This is a genomic window from Hyphomonas sp., assembly GCF_041689225.1.
In the GTDB taxonomy this organism is placed as follows: Bacteria; Pseudomonadota; Alphaproteobacteria; order Caulobacterales; family Hyphomonadaceae; genus Hyphomonas.
This window is the reverse complement of the sequence record NZ_JBDNGN010000120.1, coordinates 16,479-37,691: the sequence shown is the minus strand read 5'-3', so window position 1 is coordinate 37,691 and position 21,213 is coordinate 16,479. Positions and strand designations below refer to the sequence as shown.

The window sequence follows — 21,213 nt, the reverse complement described above, 5'->3', positions numbered from 1 at the left end:
CCCGGCGCAAGGCCGAATCCAAGCGTGGCGATCAGTCGGCGGGCTTGAAACAAGGAAGAATCAGAACTTGAATGCCGACTTGAGCCGGATACCGGTCTCGAGCTGGCTGTCTTCCCACTGGGACGTGTCGTTGAGGCGCTCGGCACCAACGCTGACTTCACCACCGACGGAGAAACGCGGCGTGACACGGAACGTGGCACCTGCCTGCATCTGTTCGCGCGGAAGCGGCGACGAGTTCGGCCGGGTCAGCATATCGAGATTCAGCTGCCAGCGCGCATTGCCACCGAATTGAACGGAGAAATCATCGGTCGGTTCGGGCTGCCAGACGGGCTTGGCATCTGCCGGCTTGGGCTGGGCAAACTGGCGGTACCAGTCGGCTTCGGCCGCCTTGCTTTCGGAAAGGGAGGGCGCCTGGACGTTCATAACATGATCAGCCACAGCCGGATCAGCCATTGCCGGCAAAGCCAGCATGGCTGAAATCAGTGTGATTGAGAGGATCAAACCCGGTTTCATTTCCTGCACCTTCTCGCAAAAGAATAGTCATCCCGGCCGGTTAAGAGAAGATTAACAATCGGTGAGGGGGCCAAATTAAAGCGATAGTGTGATTTCTAACACAATACCGTCGGCAGAAACCCGATTTGGAGGCAGTAGACCCAGTCCAACTCGCCTTTGACGGACTGTCTGCCCGCGATACCCACCCGCAACCCGCAATCCTTCGCGCAAGTCTTTGGCCACACCGAGGCTCCATGATTCGGTCTCGAGGCCGGTCAAGTCATCGCTGGCCTCGCCATAGTCCACACCAAGATCGAGGGAAAAGACCCGTTTCGTCACGCCAAGCATCCACGCCGAATAGTCACCGGGGCCGGTTTCCACACCATTATTGCTGTTCAGGAGGCTCACGCCGATCGTCAGCGTGTCGAATTCTGCTGATGCACCGGCAGACCAGGTTTCGACCGTTCCGTAGATGTCCGGCTTGATGTCTGAGCTCACATCGGCGTGGCTATAGGCCAGAGCCGCCTGCAGTCTCACCCCGCTCTCGCGCAACTTGCGCGAAACATTGACCGCCACCTCGGATGCCGACTCGACACCAACCTGCGGATTACCGCCCACGTTGCGCGCCGGATCGCGGTCGAGGCCGCGCACATCAGCTGTCGGCGTGAAGGACGCGCCGGCTCTCACGCCGAGGATGCGGGGGCTGGCATAGCTCAGCTTCAGCGCCGGGCCCGTCAGGTCGTGGTCCGTTCGCACATAGGCCTGCCCTGTCGGGTCCAGGACGGGATTGGCCGTCGATGCCTCCACAAACACGCTTGGTGCGCCTTCGTGGAAGCGCGCTGCGACGCCCTTGTCCCGTCCCAACCGCACTTCGCCATAGCCGCCTTCGACATAGAAATAGGCCTGTTCAAGCTGGCCGCGGGCCCCGACATGTTCGCGCTCGGTGCTCGTTGCCAGCCCGCTGAAGGCACCCTGCCACTCCCATGGCACGCCCCCGGCACCCCCGTCCGGCACCCCACTGAACCCCGCACGTCCCGGGTGATCCCGCTGAACCTCTACCCGGCCAACAGCCCCGATCTCCAGGCCGCTATCCAGCACCCGGTTCGTAGACAGGCCAAAGGCTCCCAGATAGGTCACCGGAGCTCCGTCGGCCGTGGAGCCCGCGAAGGCCATTTCCGCGTCGACTTTGGTCTCCCACACGTCCCATTCGTCCTGTGCCTGCGCATGGCCGGTGGCCGCGCTCAGTATCGCCAGCAGTGTCAGCAGTGTCAGCGGCTTCCACATCATCTCTCTCCTGCAAACACCATCAGCGCTCTTCGGCATATCAGCACTGGCGAGCCCGGACTCCCCTTGTTATACAGACCCTCGTCAACAAGGTCTTGCACTCAGGAACAATCTTCATGGTCAAACACATAATCACCGCTGCCCTGGCTGGCATGCTGATCGTTTCCGGTTGCCAGTCCGGCAAAAGCAAGAACAGCGAAAGCCAGATCACCCAGAAGAATGTCGGCACCGTCAATCCGTACCTGTGGCGCGCATCGCTGGACACGTTCGAGAACATGCCGGTCCAGAGCGCCGATTCTGTCGGCGGTCTCATCGTCTATGACTGGAAGTCCTTCCCGGACTCGCCGGATGAGCGCATCAAGGCAACAGTCTATATCCTCGACACACGCCTCCGGGCCGACGGCGTAAAGGTATCGGTGTTCCGCCAGACCAACCAGGACGGCACATGGACCGATGCGAGCGCTGATCCCGAGACCGGAATCCAGCTTGAAAACAAAATCCTTCAGCGCGCCCGCACGCTCAAGGCTTCGCAGATCGGCTAGGAAGCCAAACACCAGACCTCTTAAAAGGAGCGGGACATGGCCACCCGTTACGATCCGCAGGCCGCGGAAACCAGATGGCGTGCCGCGTGGGACGCAGCAGACCTGTTCAGGGCGAAATCACCCGCCGAGGCGGGTGACGCGCCCAAAGCATACATCCTCGAAATGTTCCCCTATCCGTCGGGCCGGGTGCACATGGGCCATGTGCGCAACTATGCCATGGGTGACGTCGTTGCCCGCCATCGCCGCGCCAATGGATACAATGTCCTCCACCCCATGGGTTGGGATGCGTTCGGGATGCCGGCCGAGAATGCGGCGCTCCAGCGCGGCGTCCATCCGGGCAAATGGACCTATGAGAACATTGCTGCGATGCGGGCGCAGCTGAAAAAGCTGGGCCTGTCGCTCGACTGGAGCCGGGAATTTGCGACATGCGATCCGGACTATTACGGCGCACAGCAGGCCCTTTTCCTGAAGATGCTTGACAAGGGTCTCGTCTATCGCAAGGCCAGCAAGGTCAACTGGGATCCGGTCGACAATACCGTTCTGGCCAATGAGCAGGTCGTCGACGGCCGCGGCTGGCGCTCAGGCGCTATCGTCGAACAGCGCGAACTGACCCAGTGGTTCTTCCGTATCACGCACTATGCCGACGACTTGCTGGAAGAAGTGCAAAAGCTCGAACGCTGGCCGGAAAAAGTCCGCACGATGCAGGCGAACTGGATCGGTCGGTCAGAAGGCCTGCAGATGCGTTTCGAATTTTCCGGCGAGACGCCAGAGGGCTTCGAGAACGGTGTCCAGATTTTCACGACCCGTCCCGACACTCTGTTCGGCGCAAGTTTCATTGCCCTGTCACCTGATCATCCGCTGACGCTACAACTGGCGCAGGGCAACAACGCCCTCACGGACTTCCGCGCCGACTGCGCGGCTGTCGGCACCAGCGAAGAGGCCATTGAAAAGGCGCCCAAGCTCGGCTTCGATACTGGCCTCACAGTCCAGCACCCGTTCGACCCTGAGCGCACCCTGCCCGTCTGGGTCGCGAATTTCGTGCTGATGGGATACGGTACGGGCGCCATTTTCGGCTGCCCGGCGCACGACCAGCGCGACATCGAATTCGCACGCAAATATGGTCTGGACGTCCTGCCTGTCGTCTTGCCACCCAATGCGGACGCGGCAACATTCGACGTGCAGGACGACGCCTATACCGGGCCCGGGACAATTTTCCGTTCCGATTTCCTTGATGGTCTTTCGATCGACGACGCCAAGCGGCTGGCAATTTCGAAGATCGAATCCCGGGGTCTCGGCGAAGGCAAAGTGAACTATCGCCTGCGTGACTGGGGCGTCTCGCGCCAGCGCTATTGGGGTTGCCCCATTCCGATCGTGCATTGCAACGCGTGCGGCATTGTCCCGGTCCCTACCTCCGAGCTGCCCTTGCGGCTGCCGGACGATGTGACATTCGACAAGCCCGGCAATCCTCTAGAGCGCCACGCGACATGGAAAGACACGACCTGTCCGACGTGTGGCGGGAAGGCCCGGCGCGAGACCGATACGCTCGACACGTTCGTCGATAGTTCCTGGTACTGGGCCCGGTTCGCCAGTCCGGACGACATGGCTGAACGTGCCTATTGGCTGCCCGTCGACCAATATGTCGGCGGCGTTGAACATGCCGTCCTGCACCTGCTCTATGCGCGCTTCTTTGCCCGTGCGATGCGCGATGTCGGGGAACTCGACCTACCGAGCGGCGAACCTTTCGCCGGCCTGTTCACGCAAGGCATGGTGACCCACGAGACCTACAAGTCGGCAACGGGCGACTGGCTTGAGCCCTCCGAAGTCGCGACAAAGGACGGCACCTGGTTCGAGATTGCGACGGGCGCACCTGCGAGCGTCGGCCCGATCGAGAAAATGTCCAAGTCGAAAAAGAACACGGTCGACCCGGACGCCATCATCCAAGCCTTCGGCGCAGACACGGCACGCTGGTTCGTTCTGTCTGACTCGCCGCCCGAGCGCGATGTCGAATGGACACAATCTGGCGCTGAAGGCGCCGCACGTTTCGCGCAGCGCATCTGGAGCATCTTCGATGCACTGCCGGAATCAAAAGTACCGGAGCCCGGCACCGACGATGCCTCGATTGCCCTGCGCAAGGCATCGCACAAGGCGGTCGCGGCCATCGACAAGGGGATCAACGAGTTCCGCTTCAATTCGGCCGTCGCCAGCATCCATGAATGGGCCACAGCACTGAAGAAGGCCGAAGCCGATACCGGGTCCGTCACCGGCGCCCGGCTCGAGGGTGCCTCCATGCTGGCCCGGTGCCTGACGCCTTTCATGCCGCATCTCGCCGAATCTTGCTGGGAACGTCTTGGCGGCGACGGATTCGTATCTGCAGCAGCCTGGCCCACGCCAGACCCTGCCCTTCTCGAAGATGACAGTGTCACCATGGCGGTTCAGGTGAATGGCAAGCGGCGGGGCGAAATAACCGTCTCCAAAGCGCTGGCGAAGGATGCAGTCGAGGCTGCGGCCTTTGCCGAACCCGATGTTGCGGCCTTCCTGGATGGCAAGGTCGTCAAGAAAACCATTGTCGTTCCCGGCCGCATCGTGAATATCGTGGTCGCATGAGACAGTTCTTCGCCGCCCTTCTCCTTCTGTCCCTGGCTGCCTGTGGCTTCCAGCCCGTCTATGCGCCCGGCTCAAGCGCGTTGGCGGCCGGTGGCCCGATCACCGTCGAGCCCATTCGTGGCCGGTCCGGATACAAGCTCAGGCGCGCCCTGCAGGAAGAACTCGCGATCGGGCTACCGGGCGTGACCGAGCCTGCAACGCTGAATGTCATCCTGAAAGACAATCTGACACGGCTGGCTTTCAAGCCCGATGGCGCGGCGTCGCGCTCGAGTATTTCTGCCACCGGGCGCTATGTGCTGGCGCGCGACAGCGGGGCTGTCTCGGGCATGGTGGACGCTCAAACCGATTTCACGGTGCCGAGCGCGCCTTATGGCGATATTGCGGCTCAAACCAGCGCATATGATCGCACAATGCGTGAACTCGCAAAACGCATCGTCGATGATTTGCGACTACAGCTCTCTGCCGGCTGATGCTGCTAAAGGGCAAGCAGGCTGTCACCTTCTCCCGCCGGCCGGATCCGGCGATCTGGGCGGTGCTGGCTTTCGGTGAGGATGACGGACTTGCGAACGACGCTTCTGCCAGTCTCATAAAGGTCTGGGCCCCCAAGACGGGCGAACTTGAAGTGTCCGTCCTAGACGATGATGCGATCAAGAAAGACCCGTCGCTCCTGTTCGACAATCTCGAGGCGGTGTCGCTCCTCGGCGATCCTCGCGTCATTCGCGTCCGGACAAATGGTGACAAGATCGCAGCGCTCCTGTCGGAAGCTATCGCGGAAGGCGACAAGACCGAGCAACGATACGCCGCAAAGCTGATCATCGAAGCCGGAAGCCTCACGTCCAAATCCAAACTGCGTGCCGCCGCCACAGCGGCCAAGCGGACCGCCTGCCTCCAGATGTTTGCCGATGAAGCCGGTGACATCGAAGACCGGGTAAAGGCCGCGCTGCTGGACGTGGGCGCCACCATTGAGCCCGCCGCGCTGCACGCTTTCACCGGCGACCTGCCCGGCCACCGCGGCATCGCCAATTCCGAGATCGAGAAGCTCGCACTTTATGCGCGCGGGCTGGGCCGCGATGTCAGCCTCACCGACATTCGCGCCCTGTCGGCAACCGACATTGATCATGATCTGTCCGCCGCGATCCGGGCGACACTTGCGGGCGACCTCATCGCCGCGAATACCGCCTTGCAACGCCTCGAGATTGCCGGGACCTCTGCCATCTCCATCCTGCGCGCGCTGCAGAGCGAAACACTGCGCATGCTGGATGCACACAAACGCATGGCGGCAGGTGAAGGAACACCTAACATGAAGCTGCGGCCTCCCGTCTGGCAAAGTGACTGGCCGGCGTTTCGCGCGCGCCTCGGCAAGTGGCCGCAGAAACGGCTCCTGCGCATTCTGGAACGCATCTATGATGCAGAGCGCCAGGCGAAGTCCGGGTCCGGGAGCGCCGACCCTGTTGTTCGTGTACTGATGAATGATCTTGGCAAGGCCGCGGCCCACGCGGCCTGATCGGGTCCTAGCGTTTTGCCGTCAGGCGGCGACAGACATCATCGAGCTGTTCGAGATCGCGATAACGGATACGCAATTCGCCACCATCCTTGCCGTGCCGGATATCGACGGCAAGACCCAACGTCCGCGTCAGGTCCGCCTCCAGCGCCTCAGTATCGACGTCTTTTTCGGCCCCGGGCGACTTGGTCGATTTCGTCTCAATCGTCCCGCCTTCGCGCGCATCCTTCGCGCGCGACTCTACATCACGCACGCTCAGGCCCTTTTCGGCCGCCATGCGGATCAGCGCTTCGGGGTCCGGCGCGCCAAGCGCGGCTCGCGCATGTCCCGCACTCAGTTTGCCATCGCGCACATAAGCGCGGGCGCTCTCGGGCAGTTGCAGCAGCCGCAGCGTATTCGCGATGTGAACACGACTCTTGCCGACACTCTGCGCCAAGCTGTCCTGCGTGCGCCCGAAGCGCTTCATCAGCGCCTCATAGGCCTCGGCTTCCTCGATCGGGTTCAGGTCCGCGCGCTGGACGTTTTCGACGATGCCGATCTCGAGCAGTTCGAGTTCGTCAATCTCACGCACCAGCGCCGGAATCGACTTCAAACCCGCGATCTTGGCGGCCCGCCAGCGTCGCTCCCCCGCGACGATCTGGAACTTGCCGCGATCCTTGGGATCCGGGCGAACGAGGATAGCCTGCAGGACACCCTTGGTCTTCAGGGACTCGGCCAACTCATTGAGGGCCGTCTCATCGAATGTGCGGCGCGGCTGAGCGGGATTGCGCCGGATCAGGTCCAGGTCTATTTCGTTCGACACGGTCGCAGGAGCGGTCTTGCCTTCGGTCGTCGGCACAGGACCGACCGCGTCGATCTCGCCCATCAGGGCAGAGAGGCCGCGGCCAAGACGTGAAGGTTTGCTCTTTGCGTCGTCGGTCATGATGTTCAGGCCGCTCTCGCCTTCTCGCGCTGCAGGACTTCCGATGCGAGGCGGATATAGGCCTCGCTGCCAGGACACCGATAATCATACAGAAGCGCCGGCTTGCCAAATGACGGAGCCTCCGACAGCCGCACATTTCGCGGAATGACAGTATTATAGACCTTGTTGCCGAAATGCGCCCGAACCTGGTCAGCCACTTCATCCGACAGGTTGTTGCGACGGTCATACATGGTCAGCACCACACCCTGGATTTCGAGGGTCGGATTCAGTCCGGACCGTACGGCTTCCACGGTTCGCATCAATTGCGACAGGCCTTCAAGCGCCAGGAACTCGCACTGTAGCGGCACAAGCAAGGCGTTGGCCGCTGTCATGGCATTCAGCGTCAGCGCCGACAAGGATGGCGGGCAGTCGATCAGGATATAATCATACTTGACCAGCCCACCCTGTTCGGCCCGGTCGACATAGGTCATTAGCGCGTCGCGCAGCCGGTAGGACCGCCGCGCATCATTGGCGAGTTCCGTCTCGACGCCTGAGAGGTTTTCGTCGCCCGGAATGATGTCCAGGCGCGGCACGATCGTCGACAGGACCGTCTCTTCCATCGGCACCCGGTCAACCACGAGATCATAGCTCGTGAGCAGCCGGTCTGCCCGGGAAATACCGAGTCCGGTCGAGGCATTACCCTGCGCATCGAAATCAACGATCAAAACGCGGCGCCCCACGGCCGCCAGCGCTGTGCCTAGATTGATGGAGGTCGTCGTCTTGCCGACGCCGCCCTTCTGATTCACTACCGCAAATATCCTAGGCTTCGTCGCCACCGCGCAACTCCCTTACAATCAATACGACACCCGAACCGCCACTTCGGCTCGGAATCGCCTCATACGCGAAGTTCCACCTTTGTCGGGCGTCCGTCAATTCTTCTTCCCAGCGTTCGCCCTTGAGGAAAAGCCCCGTTGCACCGTTTTTCATCCAGGGGGCAGAAAAATCCAAGAGTCGTGGCAGAGGCGCAAAGGCCCGCGCCGTAATAATATCTGCAGGTCCGGCCTCCGCCGATTCGACGCGGCTCTGAATGACGTCGGCGGGGAGATGCGCAGCGAGAACTGCCGCGCGCAGGAATGCGGCCTTTTTCCCGACGCTCTCGATCATGGTGACATGGCCCTGTGGCCGCGCGGCGGCGATGATCAGTCCCGGAAAGCCGGCGCCCGAGCCAAGATCCACAACACGCGCCGTCTCAGGAATATGATCCAGCAATTGAAGGCAGTCCCAGACATGTCTTTGCCAGATATGAGGCCATTCGCGTGGGCCGATCAGATTGCTCTTCAGCCGCCAGTCATCCAGCGTGGTGATCACGGAATCGAGGCGGCCGAGCGTTTCACGTGAAACATCGTGAGCGGCGAGGAATACCGCGCGGTCATTCTCGTCACCCATCGGTCAGACCGCCTTTGCGCGGCGTTTGACGTGGCTAAGTAAGGCCGTCAACGCGCCCGGCGTGACGCCTTCGATACGCCCGGCCTGGCCAAGCGTCGCCGGCCGGATCGCTTCAAGTTTCTGCCGCACTTCGTTCGACAGGCCCCCGACGGACGCATAATCGAGACTGTCCGGAAGCCCGAGGCTTTCGTCCCGGCGCAGGGCCAAGACGTCCGCGGCCTGTCGTTCGATATATCCGGCGTACAGCGCCTCGATCTCCAATTGAGCGCCGATATCCGTCGGGACCTCGGCGAGGTCCGGCCAGACAACCGCGAGTTCGGCAAAGCCGATGCCCTTGTAGGCGAGATATTCCCAGGCCGAACGCATGCGTCCGTCCTGATTAATCGCCCATCCTGCTTGCGCCGCCTTGGCTGGCGACAGGGTCAGGAATTGCAGTCTTTCGCGGGCCGCGGTTAATGCATCTTGTTTCACGTGAAACACTTTGGCCCGAATCGGGCCCACAATCCCCAAATCGAGGCCTTTTTGGGTCAATCTCTGGTCCGCGTTGTCAGCGCGAAGGACCAGACGGTATTCTGCGCGGGATGTGAACATCCGATACGGCTCAGTAACGCCGCGCGTGACGAGGTCGTCGATCAGGACGCCGATATACGCCTCCGCCCGGTCGAACGTGACGGAATCTCGCCCGTCCGCACGCCGCGCCGCATTCATCCCGGCAACCAGGCCCTGCGCGCCCGCTTCTTCATAGCCCGTCGTGCCATTGATCTGCCCGGCGAGATAAAGCCCTGGCAAAGCCCGAACCTCGAGTGTCGGCGTCAGGGCGCGCGGATCGACATAGTCATATTCGATGGCATAGGCGTACTGGCGGATCACGGCATCCTCGAGCCCCGGAATCGTCCGGATGAACGCGTCCTGCACCGTTTCGGGCAGCGACGTGGAAATACCATTCGGATAAACCGTATCGTCCTCAAGCCCCTCCGGCTCGAGGAATATCTGGTGGCGGTCGCGATCGGCAAACCGATCGACCTTGTCTTCAATCGACGGGCAGTAACGGGGGCCGCGGCCCGCAATCGCGCCGGAGTAGACGGCTGACTGCCCGATATTGTCGGCGATGATCGCGTGCGTTTCGGGCGTCGTCCACGTGATGCCACAGGCGACCTGTGGCACGCGGATCTCGTCCGTGAGGTAAGAAAACGGCACCGGTCGCTCATCAGCGGCCTGCATCTCCAGCCGGTCCCAGGCAATCGTCCTGCCGTCAATGCGCGCCGGCGTACCAGTTTTCAAGCGCCCCATCGGCAGGCCGAGGGCATAGAGGCGGTCTGACAACCCAATTGCCGGGGCCTCTCCAGCACGGCCAGCCGGAATACGCTTTTCACCGATATGGATCATGCCCTTCAGGAACGTGCCCGTAGTAATGACGACCTTGCTGGCCCGGTATGACTGCCCGGTCAGACCGGTCACACCCGCCAATTCACCATCTTCCAGAATCAAATCCTCGGCGCCATCCTCGATAATCGTCAGGTTCGGATAGTCCGCGAGTTCAGCCTGCATGACTTGGCGATAGAGCGCCCGGTCAATCTGCGCACGTGGCCCCCAAACAGCCGGACCTTTCGAGCGATTGAGCATACGGAACTGGATGCCCGCCTGGTCTGCCATGCGGCCCATCAGACCATCCAGCGCATCAATCTCGCGCACGAGGTGGCCCTTACCGAGTCCACCGATAGCCGGATTGCAACTCATCTCTCCGATGGTTGAACGCTTGTGCGTGATCAGCGCCGTACGCGCGCCATAGCGCGCCGCTGCAGCAGCCGCTTCACAGCCGGCATGTCCGCCGCCGATTACAATCACATCAAATTCGTCTGGCTTCGCCATTACGTCCGTGCCTCGGAAAACAGGTTATTCAAGCGGACATATAACCGCGCGCCCGCCTAAACCCTAGGGGTCATTTGCCGATGCAGAAGGTGGAAAACACAGCGCCCAGCACGTCTTCAACGCCCACGACACCGATAATCGAGCCCAGCTGGCGCAGCGCCATGCGCACGTCTTCAGCTGCCAGTTCCGCGCCGACATCATTGGCGAGGCCGTCTCGGGCCGTTTCCAGGCTGCGCAGTCCGTCCTGCAACCGGGCCCTGTGGCGCTGCCGTGTAATGACCGGTGCCTCGACCGAGCGGGCATGTTCTGCAACGAAACCGGCAATCGCCTGTTCGAGCGCATCGACCCCATCTCCCGCTTTCGCGGAAATGACGTAGTGCGCTTCAATCGTGGCGGGGGTCGAGACAAGATCGGCCTTGTTCAGGACAACAAGATCACTTGGTTTGCGGTAGTCCGTGGACAGAGCACTAAGGTCCGGCGTTTCGGCATCAATCAGGAACACGCGCAAGTCTGCGTCCCGTGCCGCCATTTCAGCCCGGCGTACGCCCTCGGCTTCAATCTCATCCTCGGTAACGCGCAGGCCGGCCGTATCCGCAATCCAGACAACATGGCCGCCGAGCACGCGCCGTACCTCAATGACATCGCGCGTCGTTCCGGCTTTGGCGGCAACGATAGCGGCCTCACGCCGCGCCAGCCGATTGAGCAAGGTTGATTTGCCGGCGTTCGGCGCGCCAATGATAGCAACCCGGAATCCATCCCGAATCCGCTCGCCAATCCCGCCATCCCCCAGCGCCGCGCGGATCTCGCCGATCACGCGGTCGAGTTTTGCGAGTATGGGCGCGGTCGTCTCCTGAGGCGCATCGCCCTCGTCCGGAAAGTCCACCGCCACTTCGACGAGCGCCAGAACACCGGTCAGCTCCGCCCGCCAGGTCGCATACGTTTCCGACAATCCGCCGCCAAGCTGGCGCAGCGCCTGTCCCTTCTGAGCCAGAGTTTCGGCCTCAATAATGTCGGCCACGCCCTCGGCTTCGGTGAGGTCGAGTTTTCCTGCCTCGAAGGCGCGCCTCGTATATTCACCCGGTTCGGCAATGCGTACGTCTTCATGAGACGTGAGTGCGCCCAGCGCATGTTCGATCACCGCCGCGCCGCCATGGAGGTAGAGTTCAAGCGTATCTTCGCCGGTATAGCTGCCAGGCCCGGGCATGAAAATGGCAAGCCCCCGGTCGACAAGACGACCGCGCTCATCGCGCACATCGGTCAAAGTCGCATGTCGCGATGCGGGAATACCACTGTCCAGATGTTGCTCCGCTAGCCACCTGACCTTCGGCCCCGACAGGCGAAGTATCGCTATCGCAGCTGGCGGCGCACCCGAAGCGAGGGCGCAGATTGTATCGCGCTCGCTCATATGGGCGCCTGCATTCCTAGTTCTTCATCGCCTCGAAGAACTCATCATTCGTCTTCGTCTGGCGGAGTTTGTCGATCAGGAAGTCAACCGCGTCATTGGTGCCCATCGGACCCAGGATACGGCGAAGGATGTAAATCTTGGAGAGCTGGTCTGGCGGTGTGATCAGTTCTTCTTTCCGCGTTCCGGACTTCATGATGTCGATGGCCGGGAAGGTCCGCTTGTCGGCAATTTTCCGGTCGAGCACGACTTCCGAGTTACCCGTGCCCTTGAATTCTTCGAAGATCACTTCGTCCATCCGGCTGCCAGTATCGATCAGCGCCGTTGCCACAATCGTGAGTGAGCCCCCATTTTCCACGTTCCGGGCTGCGCCGAAGAACCGTTTCGGGCGCTGCAATGCGTTGGCATCAACACCGCCGGTCAGGACTTTGCCCGAGCTCGGCACGGTTGTGTTATAGGCGCGGCCAAGACGCGTTATCGAGTCCAGCAGGATGACAACGTCGCGCTTGTGCTCGACGAGGCGTTTGGCCTTCTCGATCACCATTTCGGCGACCTGAACGTGGCGGGTGGCTGGCTCATCGAACGTGGAGGCGACAACTTCGCCTTTCACTGTCCGGCGCATGTCGGTCACTTCTTCCGGACGCTCATCGATCAGAAGCACGATCAGGTAGCATTCAGGGTGGTTCTCTTCGATAGCCGCGGCAATGTTCTGCAACAACACTGTCTTACCGGTCCGCGGCGGCGCCACGATCAGTGCGCGCTGGCCCTTGCCGATTGGCGCTACGATATCGATGACGCGGCCGGAGCGATCCTTTTTGGTTGGGTCGCGGCTTTCCATCTTCATCCGCTCTTCGGGATAAAGGGGTGTCAGGTTGTCAAAGTGGACTTTCTGGCGAGCCTTCTCGGGCTCCTCAAAATTGATCTTCGACACGTCAGTCAGGGCAAAATAGCGCTCATTGTCCTGCGGCGCCGTGATCGGGCCCTCTACCGTGTCGCCGGTCCGGATATTGGCCTTTTTCAGCACTTCCGGGCTGACATAGATGTCGTCCGGGCCAGGCAGGTAGTTGGATTCCGGCGATCGCAGGAAGCCAAAACCGTCGGTCAGCACTTCCAGCACGCCCAGGCCTGTAATCTCGACTTCGCTGTCGGCCAGCTCTTTCAGGATCGCGAACAGCATGTCCTGTGTCCGCAGCGCCGAGGCGTTCTCGACCTCAAGCTCTTCAGCATAGAGCAACAGCTCTTCTGGCGACTTTGCTTTGAGTTCGCGCAGGGTGACGCTTGTAACGTTGTCGAGCATGGAGAAAGCCATTCAGGGGAAATCCGGATGTAAGTCGGGTTAAAGACTGGATTGGGGAAACCGGGCGAAAATGGAAAACGCGCTGCACAAGGACTGTGCGCCGGTTGAGGGCATATGGGCCAAGCAGGGCTGTTTCGTCAAGCACCAATGGCTTTAGGGCCTCAGAACGGCTTCGCGACCACCAATATGACGATGACGACCATCAACAGGAATGGCACTTCGTTCAGCATGCGTAGCTGCCTGGCCGACACGCCATCGCCGCCACTGTCCACTTTCTTGCCGAGACGGATGAAATAGCCGTGCATCCCCGACAAAATCAGGACCAGCGCCAGTTTTGCATGCAGCCAGCCTTGCGACAGCAGTGCGGGATTCATCCACAACATGGTCAGGCCAAACACCCAGACCAGGATCAGGCTGGGATTCATGATGATCAGGCGCAATTGCGCCGAGGATTTTTTCATCGCCTCATACAGCGGCTCGCCGGGCGAACTTGAAAGCTGGTGGATCTTGTAGCGCGGATAGACCAGCAGGCTCGCTATCAATGCGACAACAAAGATAATGTGCAGAGCTTTCACCCAGAGATACAGCATCAGATCGAGCCCCTAATCTGCCGCCGCTTTCACGGCCTGCCCGGCTTTCCGTGCCACATCGGCGTGCGGACATCCAGACGCGCCCGTCGGGCACAGACGGCTGCCGGCACACGACCGGATGCTCTCAGTCATATCCAGTGCTGCCAGTGTCTCGCCGACCAGCGTCCGGATAAACCCCGGATGCACCCCGAGGGCCTCAACGCGCATATAGCTCGGTGCATCATGCTGCTCGGCGAGCAATTTGTATTCTTCACCCAGTTCCACAAGGGTTTCGATATGCTCCGACACAAAGGCAATCGGTGCGATCAGGATATTCCGTTTGTCCTTGGCGGCACGCTCCACTTCCAGATCTGTCGACGGGCCGATCCACTTCAGCGGGCCGACACGTGACTGGTAGCAACCGACAACGTCCCAATCCTGCGGTACGCGCGCCGCAATCATTGCCGTCAGAGTCTCGCACTGCCACTGGTACGGGTCGCCGGCCGCAACAATCTTTTCCGGCAGGCCATGCGCCGAGAGCAGCAATCGCACGTCATCCGGCCGCCCGGCCTTGTCGAAGGCCGCCATGATCTGATCGACATGCGCCGCGATGAAACTTTCCTCGAAAGGATAGCAGCAGACCGTCCGGGTCGGCCCGGCATAATGCTTCTTCCATTCTTTCAGGGACGAGCCTGTCGTGGTCGTCGAGAATTGCGGATATAGCGGCAACAAGACGACTTCGTCGGCGCCCCAGGATTTGACGTCCTTGGCGGTGTCTTTCGTGAACGGGTGCCAGTAGCGCATCGCAATGAAGGTGCGCACCTCATCGCTGGGAAGGGCCGCCGCCAGCTGGATTTGCAGCGCTTCAGCCTGTTTCTCGGTCTCTGGCAGCAGGGGCGAACCGCCGCCCGGGCCCATCAGGGCATAGTTCTTTCGCGCGGACGGCGCCCTTGTCTTCGAGATAAACCGCGCCAAAGCCCAGCGGATCGGCAGCGGCGCCTGGATGATGGCCGGGTCGTCAAACAGGTTGCGCAGGAACGGCTGTACGGCGCCGGGCCCGTCGGGCCCGCCGAGATTGAACAGTACAACAGCAATTCTGCGACCCATCGGCGATCAGCCTTCCCGAACGATTTTTAGGACACGCTCGACATTCGCGATCGGTGTTTCCGGCCGAACGCCATGCCCCAGATTGAATATATGGGGTCGCCCGGCATAGGCTTCCACTAGTTCCCGGACCCGTGCATCCAAACGCTCACCGCCTTCGATCAGCAAGAGCGGGTCCAGATGTCCCTGAACCGGCATGCCCTCCGGCAGCGCCGTATTCACGAATAACGGCACCGCTGCAGTATCGAGCCCGACAGCTGTCACCCCGGTCACCCGTGCATATTCTGACAGCATCGCGCCTGCGCCGCGCGGAAATCCGGTAATCGGTACAGTCACGCCCATGTCCCGCAACATCGCCACAAGTTTCGTGGTCGGACGGATGATGACTTCACGGAAAATATTGTCCGGCAGGCCCTCGGCCCAGCTGTCGAACAGCATCAGGGCGTCAGCCCCGGCTTCGACCTGTCTCACGAGGTAATGCGCTGTCGCTTCAATCACATAATCCATAACGGCGGCCAATTCGTCCGACCGGCCATGGGCCCAGCGCCAGGCCAGCGACTTGTCGGTCTTGCCGCGCCCTTCGATGGCATACAGGCTTACCGTCCAGGGCGATCCGGCAAAACCAATCAGGGCCGCCTCCTTTGGCAGTTCGGCCTTGACCCGGGAAACCGTTTCGTAAACCGGTGCTAGCCTGTCAGCTGCCTTGATCGCCGGCACCTTGCCGAGATCTGAGGCTGCCTCGATCTGCTGGACAATTGGGCCGACGCCCTTCTCGAATTCGACGCCCAGGCCCATCGCATCGAGAATCAGCAGGATATCGGCAAACAGGATGGCCCCATCCATGCCATAGCGACGAATGGGCTGAAGCGTCGCTTCTGTTGCCATTGAGGGCGTATAGCAGAACTCGAGAAAGTTCTTGGCCCGTGATCTCAGCTCGAGATATTCCGGCAAGTGACGCCCGGCCTGCCGCATCATCCATATCGGAGGCCTCTTGGCAGGCGCTCCACCAAGCACACTGATTAGTTTTGGTGTGCTTGTTCGCTCCATGACCCTCAAATCCCTCATATCTCAAAAGCCCGTCAGGGCGCTTATTATTACTATTCGGTGATATCAGGGGAGAAAGGCCACTCACAGGATTTGTCCAGCGAAATCCACATGCGAGTCACAGGGTGTCGCACCCCGTTAACACTCGCTTAACCAGCAATCGCGGCGAGGGTTAATAGCAGGTTAACGCCCCTTATGGAGTCACAGGATGAAACATAGCGGGAATCCTCGGGAGTCAGATTCGGTCGCCTGTGAATGGATTGTGACTCCCGGTGTGACGATTCACCTGTCCACAGGTTGTACACAGGCCTTGTGAAAACGGTCGGCCATCGGCAAGAGAGTGTGTCATGCCCAGTCCTCAACGCCCGAGCATCTATTTCAACGTTCACCTCGTGTCAGACAGCACGGGTGAAACCCTGAACGCCGTCCAGCGCGCGGCCTGCGCCCAGTTCGAGAATGTACAGGCCCTTGAGCACAACTACTACCTCGTCCGATCGGAGCGCCAGCTTGAACGCGTGATGCGCGAGATCGAGGCGGCGCCCGGCGTGGTCTGGTACACGATATCCGACGAAGCCTTGCGCGCCCGGCTCGAATCCTTCTGCCGCGAACGCGGCGTAGCCACCCTGCCCGTTCTGGATGCCTCCATCGCCATGCTCGGCCGGCATCTCGGCATTGCGGCAAACCACAAGGTCGCCGGCCAGCACGCGCTGGACCAGGATTATTTCGACCGGATGGAGGCGATCAATTTCACGCTCGCCCATGATGACGGCCAGAATGTTGACGGCTTGATCGGCGCCGACGTAATCCTGCTCGGCGTCAGCCGCACGTCGAAGACGCCAACCTGCGTCTATCTCGCCAACCGCAAAGTCCGCGCCGGCAATATCCCGTTGGTGCCCGGTGTCCAGTTGCCCTCCTTTATCGAGGAGTTCGGCGAAAAAGGCCCCATGGTCGTTGGCCTGAAGATCAGCGCTGAACGCCTGGTGCAGATCCGTCGCCAGCGCCTGATCTCCCTGAACCAGGACGAGCACACCATTTATGCTGATGAAGATGCGGTCCGCGATGAGATCACCCAGGCCAATCGCCTGTTCCAGCGCAACAAGTGGAAAACCATCGATGTCTCGCGCCGCTCTGTCGAAGAGACAGCGGCGGCCATTCTGAACTTCCTCAACGAACGGCGCGCCCAGCTATGAGCCTTGCCATTACCCTCGCGTCGGGCAGCGCCAGCCGCCAGGGCCTGCTCGCCGGCGCGGGCGTCGACGCGGCCAGTATCCGCCCCAATGTCGACGAAGATGCCGCCAAAGCTGCGCTGCGTGCCCAGGGCATGTCGGTGCGTGATCAGGCCATGAAACTGGCTGAGCTCAAGGCCGTCAAAGTCTCCAACCGTACCCCCGGCCTCGTTGTCGGCGGCGACCAGATGCTGTCATTGGAGAACGAGGCGTTCGACAAGCCGGCAGACCTGGCCGCTGCGCGCGATCATTTGCGCAAGCTGTCCGGCAAGACGCACACGCTGGAAACCGCCATTGTCGTCTGCGAAAACGGCGCCCCTGTCTGGCGCCACCTCGCCAGGCCGAAACTAACCATGCGGCCACTTAGCGAAGATTTTATCGAATCTTATATTGGACGCGCTGGCGACGCGCTGCTCTCCACGGTCGGCGCCTACCAGCTGGAGGGTCTCGGCGCGCAGCTGTTCACGAAGATCGAGGGCGATTATTTCTCGATCCTTGGCCTGCCCCTGCTGCCCCTGTTGGACTATTTCCGCACGCGCGGGGCGATTGCATCATGACGGGGCTCTACGGCGTCATTGGCGATCCGATCGCCCATTCGCTATCTCCGCTCATACACAATGAGTGGCTGCGCGAACACGACATCGACGCCACTTACAAGGCCATGCAGGTGCCTGCGGGCGAACTGGAAGAGGCGCTCGCAACCCTGACACGGCAGGGCGCGCGCGGGCTCAACATCACCCTGCCCCACAAGCAGGCCGCGCTCGCGCTGGCAGAGGAAAAAGGGGATCTTGCTCGGCGCATCGGCGCCGCCAACACGCTGGTCCGCGCGGAGTCCGGCGGCTGGCACGCCGAAAATACGGATGCCTCCGGCTTCATCCACACGCTCGACAAGGCCGGTGTGGATGTGGCCGGAAAAAATGTCTTCCTGCTCGGTGCGGGCGGATCAGCCCGGGCACTTGCCGTCGTGCTGACCGATCTCGGCGCAGACCTCACCATATGCAACCGGACGATATCCCGCGCTCAGGAGATCGCCGACAACCTGCAGACGAAGCCGGAGGTCTGCTCGCTTGATGTCGGGCTCGAACGCCTCGCGACCGCCGAACTGGTCGTCAACACGGTGAGTCTGGGGTATTCCGGCCAAGCGCTCGAATTGCCGAAGGGCACAGGCAAGACCTTCTATGACATCAGCTATGGCAAGGCCGCCGCGCCAACGATTGCCCATGCGATCACACAGGACTGGCGCACAATGGATGGCCTTCGCATGCTGGTGGCGCAGGCGGCGTTCGCGTTCGAACTCTGGTTCGGTATTGTGCCGGACATGGAGGCCGCCGAGACTCGGTGCCGCGCCATCGTGGCGGCGACGACATGATCGTCCTTGGGCTGACAGGGTCCATCGGCATGGGAAAATCCGCCAGCGCGGAACTGTTCCGCAAAGAGGGTGTGCCCGTTTATGATGCCGATGCTGCCGTCCACGCACTCTATGCCAAGGACGGCGCTGCCGTTGCGCCCGTTGAAGCCGCTTTTCCGGGCGTCACCGTCGACGGCGCCATCGACCGCATTCGCCTGCGGGAACGCGTGCTCGACGATGCTGAGGCCATGAAACAGCTCGAAGCCATCGTGCATCCGCTCGCCGGTGTGGCCCAGCATGATTTCCGCCACGCTGCCGGCGAAACCGGCGCGCCTTTCGTGGTGATCGACATTCCGCTCCTCTATGAAACCGGCGGCTGGCAGTTCTGCGACTATGTCGTCGTCGTCACGGCCTCGGCGGCGGTCCAGCGCGAACGCGTCCTGTCGCGGCCCGGAATGACTGAGCAGGCTTTTGAATCCATTCTCGCCCGCCAGGTGCCCGACCACGAAAAACGTGCACGTGCCGACTTCATCATCCCGACAGAACATGGTTTCGAGTTTGCGCGCGATCTGGTTCGCGCCATAATCGCGTTGATGTATCGCAAGGACGAAGAAGACCACGCATGACCAAACTCCTCCGCGAAATTGCCTTCGACACCGAGACCACAGGCCTTAAGCCAAATGAGGGCGACCGGATTATCGAAATCGGCGCTGTCGAGATGATCAACCACATCCCGACCGGCAAGACGTTCCGTACACTTATCCACCCGCGCCGGTCTGTTTCTGTTGACACTGTGCGCATCACCGGCATCACGGATGAACACTTGAAGGACGCACCCTTCTTCGAGGAAGAGCACGTCATCGGGGCCTTCCTCGAATTCATCGGCGACGACATCCTCGTCGCGCACAATGCCGGTTTCGACCGCGGCTTCCTCAACATGGAGCTTGCGCTCTGCGGACGCCCCTTGATTGAAGACCACCGCTTCATCGACACCGCCGCCATGGCGCGCAAGAAATATCCTGGAGCTCCAGCGAGCCTCGATGCGCTCTGCAAGCGATTCGAAATCTCGCTTGAAAGCCGCACGCTTCACGGCGCCCTGCTCGATAGCCAGCTCCTGGCCAGCGTCTATCTGGAATTGCTGGGAGGCCGCGCGCGCGCCTTCTCCTTTGACGCGCCAACCGAGGAATCAGAGAGCGGTGAACGGCGCGCCGCACGACAGCGGCCAACGCCGCTCGCACCATCGCTCACGTCGTCAGAGCAGGCAGCTCACGCGACTTTCATCGAGACACTTGGCCCCGATTGTCTCTGGAAACAGGCCTGAGACCCTATTGCTGGGTCGGGGCAGGCGCACCGGCCGCGCGGCGGACCTGGGCCTGGTAGAGTGCGACAAAGTCGACCGGGTCGATCAGCAGGGGCGGGAACCCCCCTTCGCGCGTGATCTCGGCAATGATCCGGCGAGCAAACGGGAAGAGCAGGCGCGGGCATTCGATCAGCAACATGGGCTCGAGCTGGTCCGGGGCGACGTTCTGCATCTGGAACAGGCCAGCATAGTCGAGTTCGGTAATGAACATTACCTTGCCATCGGACAGTGCCTTGGCCGAAAGCTTCAGCGACACTTCGAACAGGCCGTTGCCGTCAGCGTGCGGCTTGGCGCCGACGTCGATGCCAAGGTCGATATTTGGTTGCGCCTGGACAGGGGAATGGCCCGGATTCTCGAACGACAGGTCTTTTACATACTGGCCAAGAACGCGCATAGCTGGCGCGGGTGCTTTCTCGCCATTGGGGTCCTGTGTGGGAGTGGGGTTTCCCGGTGCGCTCGTGTCTGTCATGATGTTTCCTCTACTTGGATCGCACCGCGCGACTAGCATGCGGCCTCCCATGGCGCAACGCATCACTGGCTTCACAAGCCCATCGTGACTATCTAGATAGGACACCGCCGAATGCCTGAAGGAAACTTGTTCTAAATGTTCGACCCAGTGATCGAGGTTCTTGTACTTGCAGCCGTTGCGCTGATCGTGCTGTCGCGCCTTTATTTGGCGCTTGGCCGCGGCGGAAACGACCGGCCCGTGCAGCGCCCGACATCATCCCAGACGCCCCGAGATGTTGCGCCGGCAGACCTTGCCGAGCGCCGTGAGCGCCGGGATCATGTCGAACGCCCCATCTTCACGGGCCCTGCTGCGGGCGGCCTTGAAGACATTTATAACGCTGACAACAGTTTTTCGGCTGCGGGTTTCATGCAGGGCGCGAAAACCGCCTACCAGATGATTGTGGCGGCCTTTGCACGGGGCGACCGCGACACGCTGCGTCCATTGCTCGACGATGATGTCTACGAGGCCTGGGATGACGCCATCACCGCGCGTGACGCCAGCGGTGAAAAGGCGTTTGTATTGCTGCGTATCAAGCGCGCAGAAATTGATAGCGCAGAGCTTGATGGCAGCATGGCGCGGATCATGATCCGCTATGAGGCAGAGCTTGGCGACGGGGAAATTACCCGCACGGCAAGGGAAGTCTGGACGTTCGTGCGCGATGTGACGGCGTCTGATCCCAACTGGATTCTCGACGACGTCGAAGCGGCCAGCTAGCC

The 21,213-nt window shown here is 61.2% G+C and carries 22 protein-coding genes; 10 read left to right on the top strand and 12 right to left on the bottom strand.

Annotation, left to right across the window (positions count from 1 at the left end; all coding sequences use genetic code 11):
- Positions 1-60: 60 nt before the first annotated feature.
- A complete protein-coding gene (locus ACESNB_RS12165) occupies positions 61-513 on the bottom strand; it encodes an NtrZ family periplasmic regulatory protein (protein ID WP_373007660.1) in 453 nt (150 codons plus the stop codon).
- A 75-nt stretch (positions 514-588) separates the two neighbouring features.
- The gene (locus ACESNB_RS12160; RefSeq protein WP_373007658.1) at positions 589-1,779 is read right to left on the bottom strand and encodes a porin; all 1,191 of its coding nucleotides are present in this window, start codon (positions 1,777-1,779) and stop codon (positions 589-591) included.
- Between the two features lie 113 nt (positions 1,780-1,892).
- On the opposite strand from ACESNB_RS12160, the gene ACESNB_RS12155 reads away from it, so the two are divergent.
- Genes ACESNB_RS12155 through holA form a run of 4 tightly spaced genes read left to right on the top strand, consistent with a single transcriptional unit; the run spans position 1,893 to position 6,426 of the window.
- On the top strand, positions 1,893-2,318 hold the full coding sequence (locus tag ACESNB_RS12155; RefSeq protein ID WP_373007656.1) for a DUF3576 domain-containing protein: 426 nt from the start codon (positions 1,893-1,895) through the stop codon (positions 2,316-2,318).
- A 36-nt stretch (positions 2,319-2,354) separates the two neighbouring features.
- A complete protein-coding gene (leuS, locus tag ACESNB_RS12150; protein WP_373007654.1) occupies positions 2,355-4,922 on the top strand; it encodes a leucine--tRNA ligase in 2,568 nt (855 codons plus the stop codon).
- Positions 4,919-5,392, top strand: coding sequence for an LPS assembly lipoprotein LptE (gene lptE, locus ACESNB_RS12145; RefSeq protein WP_373007652.1), 474 nt, complete (start codon positions 4,919-4,921; stop codon positions 5,390-5,392). Before leuS ends, lptE begins: the two co-directional genes overlap by 4 nt.
- Entirely contained in the window at positions 5,392-6,426 is a 1,035-nt protein-coding gene (holA, locus tag ACESNB_RS12140) for a DNA polymerase III subunit delta (RefSeq protein WP_373007650.1), read from the top strand. Before lptE ends, holA begins: the two co-directional genes overlap by 1 nt.
- 7 nt (positions 6,427-6,433) lie before the next feature.
- On the opposite strand, the gene ACESNB_RS12135 is transcribed toward holA, so the two are convergent.
- From ACESNB_RS12135 to hemE, 9 genes are all read right to left on the bottom strand, one after another.
- Positions 6,434-7,345: a ParB/RepB/Spo0J family partition protein gene (locus ACESNB_RS12135; RefSeq protein WP_373007648.1), complete on the bottom strand. Its 912-nt coding sequence runs from the start codon at positions 7,343-7,345 to the stop codon at positions 6,434-6,436.
- A gap of 5 nt (positions 7,346-7,350) precedes the next feature.
- The gene (locus tag ACESNB_RS12130; protein ID WP_373007646.1) at positions 7,351-8,160 is read right to left on the bottom strand and encodes a ParA family protein; all 810 of its coding nucleotides are present in this window, start codon (positions 8,158-8,160) and stop codon (positions 7,351-7,353) included.
- Positions 8,144-8,770 (bottom strand): 16S rRNA (guanine(527)-N(7))-methyltransferase RsmG, encoded by a 627-nt coding sequence (gene rsmG / locus ACESNB_RS12125; RefSeq protein ID WP_373007644.1) that lies wholly within the window; start codon positions 8,768-8,770, stop codon positions 8,144-8,146. The genes ACESNB_RS12130 and rsmG overlap by 17 nt, the downstream gene beginning before the upstream one ends.
- A 3-nt stretch (positions 8,771-8,773) precedes the next feature.
- Positions 8,774-10,639, bottom strand: a complete 1,866-nt coding sequence (gene mnmG / locus ACESNB_RS12120) for a tRNA uridine-5-carboxymethylaminomethyl(34) synthesis enzyme MnmG (RefSeq protein ID WP_373007642.1) — start codon at positions 10,637-10,639, stop codon at positions 8,774-8,776.
- 70 nt (positions 10,640-10,709) lie between these two features.
- Positions 10,710-12,044: a tRNA uridine-5-carboxymethylaminomethyl(34) synthesis GTPase MnmE gene (gene mnmE, locus ACESNB_RS12115; protein WP_373007640.1), complete on the bottom strand. Its 1,335-nt coding sequence runs from the start codon at positions 12,042-12,044 to the stop codon at positions 10,710-10,712.
- A gap of 16 nt (positions 12,045-12,060) precedes the next feature.
- A complete protein-coding gene (gene rho, locus ACESNB_RS12110) occupies positions 12,061-13,338 on the bottom strand; it encodes a transcription termination factor Rho (RefSeq protein ID WP_373007638.1) in 1,278 nt (425 codons plus the stop codon).
- A 161-nt stretch (positions 13,339-13,499) separates the two neighbouring features.
- Entirely contained in the window at positions 13,500-13,928 is a 429-nt protein-coding gene (locus ACESNB_RS12105; RefSeq protein ID WP_373007636.1) for a CopD family protein, read from the bottom strand.
- Between the two features lie 12 nt (positions 13,929-13,940).
- Complete coding sequence (gene hemH / locus ACESNB_RS12100) at positions 13,941-15,014, bottom strand: ferrochelatase (protein ID WP_373007634.1); 1,074 nt, start codon at positions 15,012-15,014, stop codon at positions 13,941-13,943.
- A gap of 6 nt (positions 15,015-15,020) precedes the next feature.
- Positions 15,021-16,058 (bottom strand): uroporphyrinogen decarboxylase, encoded by a 1,038-nt coding sequence (gene hemE, locus ACESNB_RS12095; RefSeq protein WP_373007632.1) that lies wholly within the window; start codon positions 16,056-16,058, stop codon positions 15,021-15,023.
- A 344-nt stretch (positions 16,059-16,402) separates the two neighbouring features.
- On the opposite strand from hemE, the gene ACESNB_RS12090 reads away from it, so the two are divergent.
- Genes ACESNB_RS12090 through dnaQ form a run of 5 tightly spaced genes read left to right on the top strand, consistent with a single transcriptional unit; the run spans position 16,403 to position 19,950 of the window.
- Positions 16,403-17,245: a pyruvate, water dikinase regulatory protein gene (locus ACESNB_RS12090; RefSeq protein ID WP_373007630.1), complete on the top strand. Its 843-nt coding sequence runs from the start codon at positions 16,403-16,405 to the stop codon at positions 17,243-17,245.
- A complete protein-coding gene (locus ACESNB_RS12085; RefSeq protein WP_373007628.1) occupies positions 17,242-17,838 on the top strand; it encodes a Maf family protein in 597 nt (198 codons plus the stop codon). Before ACESNB_RS12090 ends, ACESNB_RS12085 begins: the two co-directional genes overlap by 4 nt.
- Positions 17,835-18,650, top strand: a complete 816-nt coding sequence (gene aroE / locus ACESNB_RS12080; protein WP_373007626.1) for a shikimate dehydrogenase — start codon at positions 17,835-17,837, stop codon at positions 18,648-18,650. Before ACESNB_RS12085 ends, aroE begins: the two co-directional genes overlap by 4 nt.
- Positions 18,647-19,255 carry a dephospho-CoA kinase gene (coaE, locus tag ACESNB_RS12075; protein ID WP_373007624.1) on the top strand — a complete coding sequence of 203 codons (609 nt, stop codon included), beginning with the start codon at positions 18,647-18,649 and terminating at the stop codon, positions 19,253-19,255. Before aroE ends, coaE begins: the two co-directional genes overlap by 4 nt.
- Positions 19,252-19,950 (top strand): DNA polymerase III subunit epsilon, encoded by a 699-nt coding sequence (dnaQ, locus tag ACESNB_RS12070; RefSeq protein WP_373007622.1) that lies wholly within the window; start codon positions 19,252-19,254, stop codon positions 19,948-19,950. Before coaE ends, dnaQ begins: the two co-directional genes overlap by 4 nt.
- Before the next feature lie 4 nt (positions 19,951-19,954).
- On the opposite strand, the gene secB is transcribed toward dnaQ, so the two are convergent.
- Positions 19,955-20,458 carry a protein-export chaperone SecB gene (gene secB, locus ACESNB_RS12065; RefSeq protein WP_373007620.1) on the bottom strand — a complete coding sequence of 168 codons (504 nt, stop codon included), beginning with the start codon at positions 20,456-20,458 and terminating at the stop codon, positions 19,955-19,957.
- Between the two features lie 135 nt (positions 20,459-20,593).
- Here secB and ACESNB_RS12060 point away from each other — a divergent pair, with 135 nt between their 5' ends.
- Positions 20,594-21,211 (top strand): Tim44/TimA family putative adaptor protein, encoded by a 618-nt coding sequence (locus ACESNB_RS12060; protein WP_373007618.1) that lies wholly within the window; start codon positions 20,594-20,596, stop codon positions 21,209-21,211.
- The last annotated feature ends 2 nt before the right edge of the window (positions 21,212-21,213 follow it).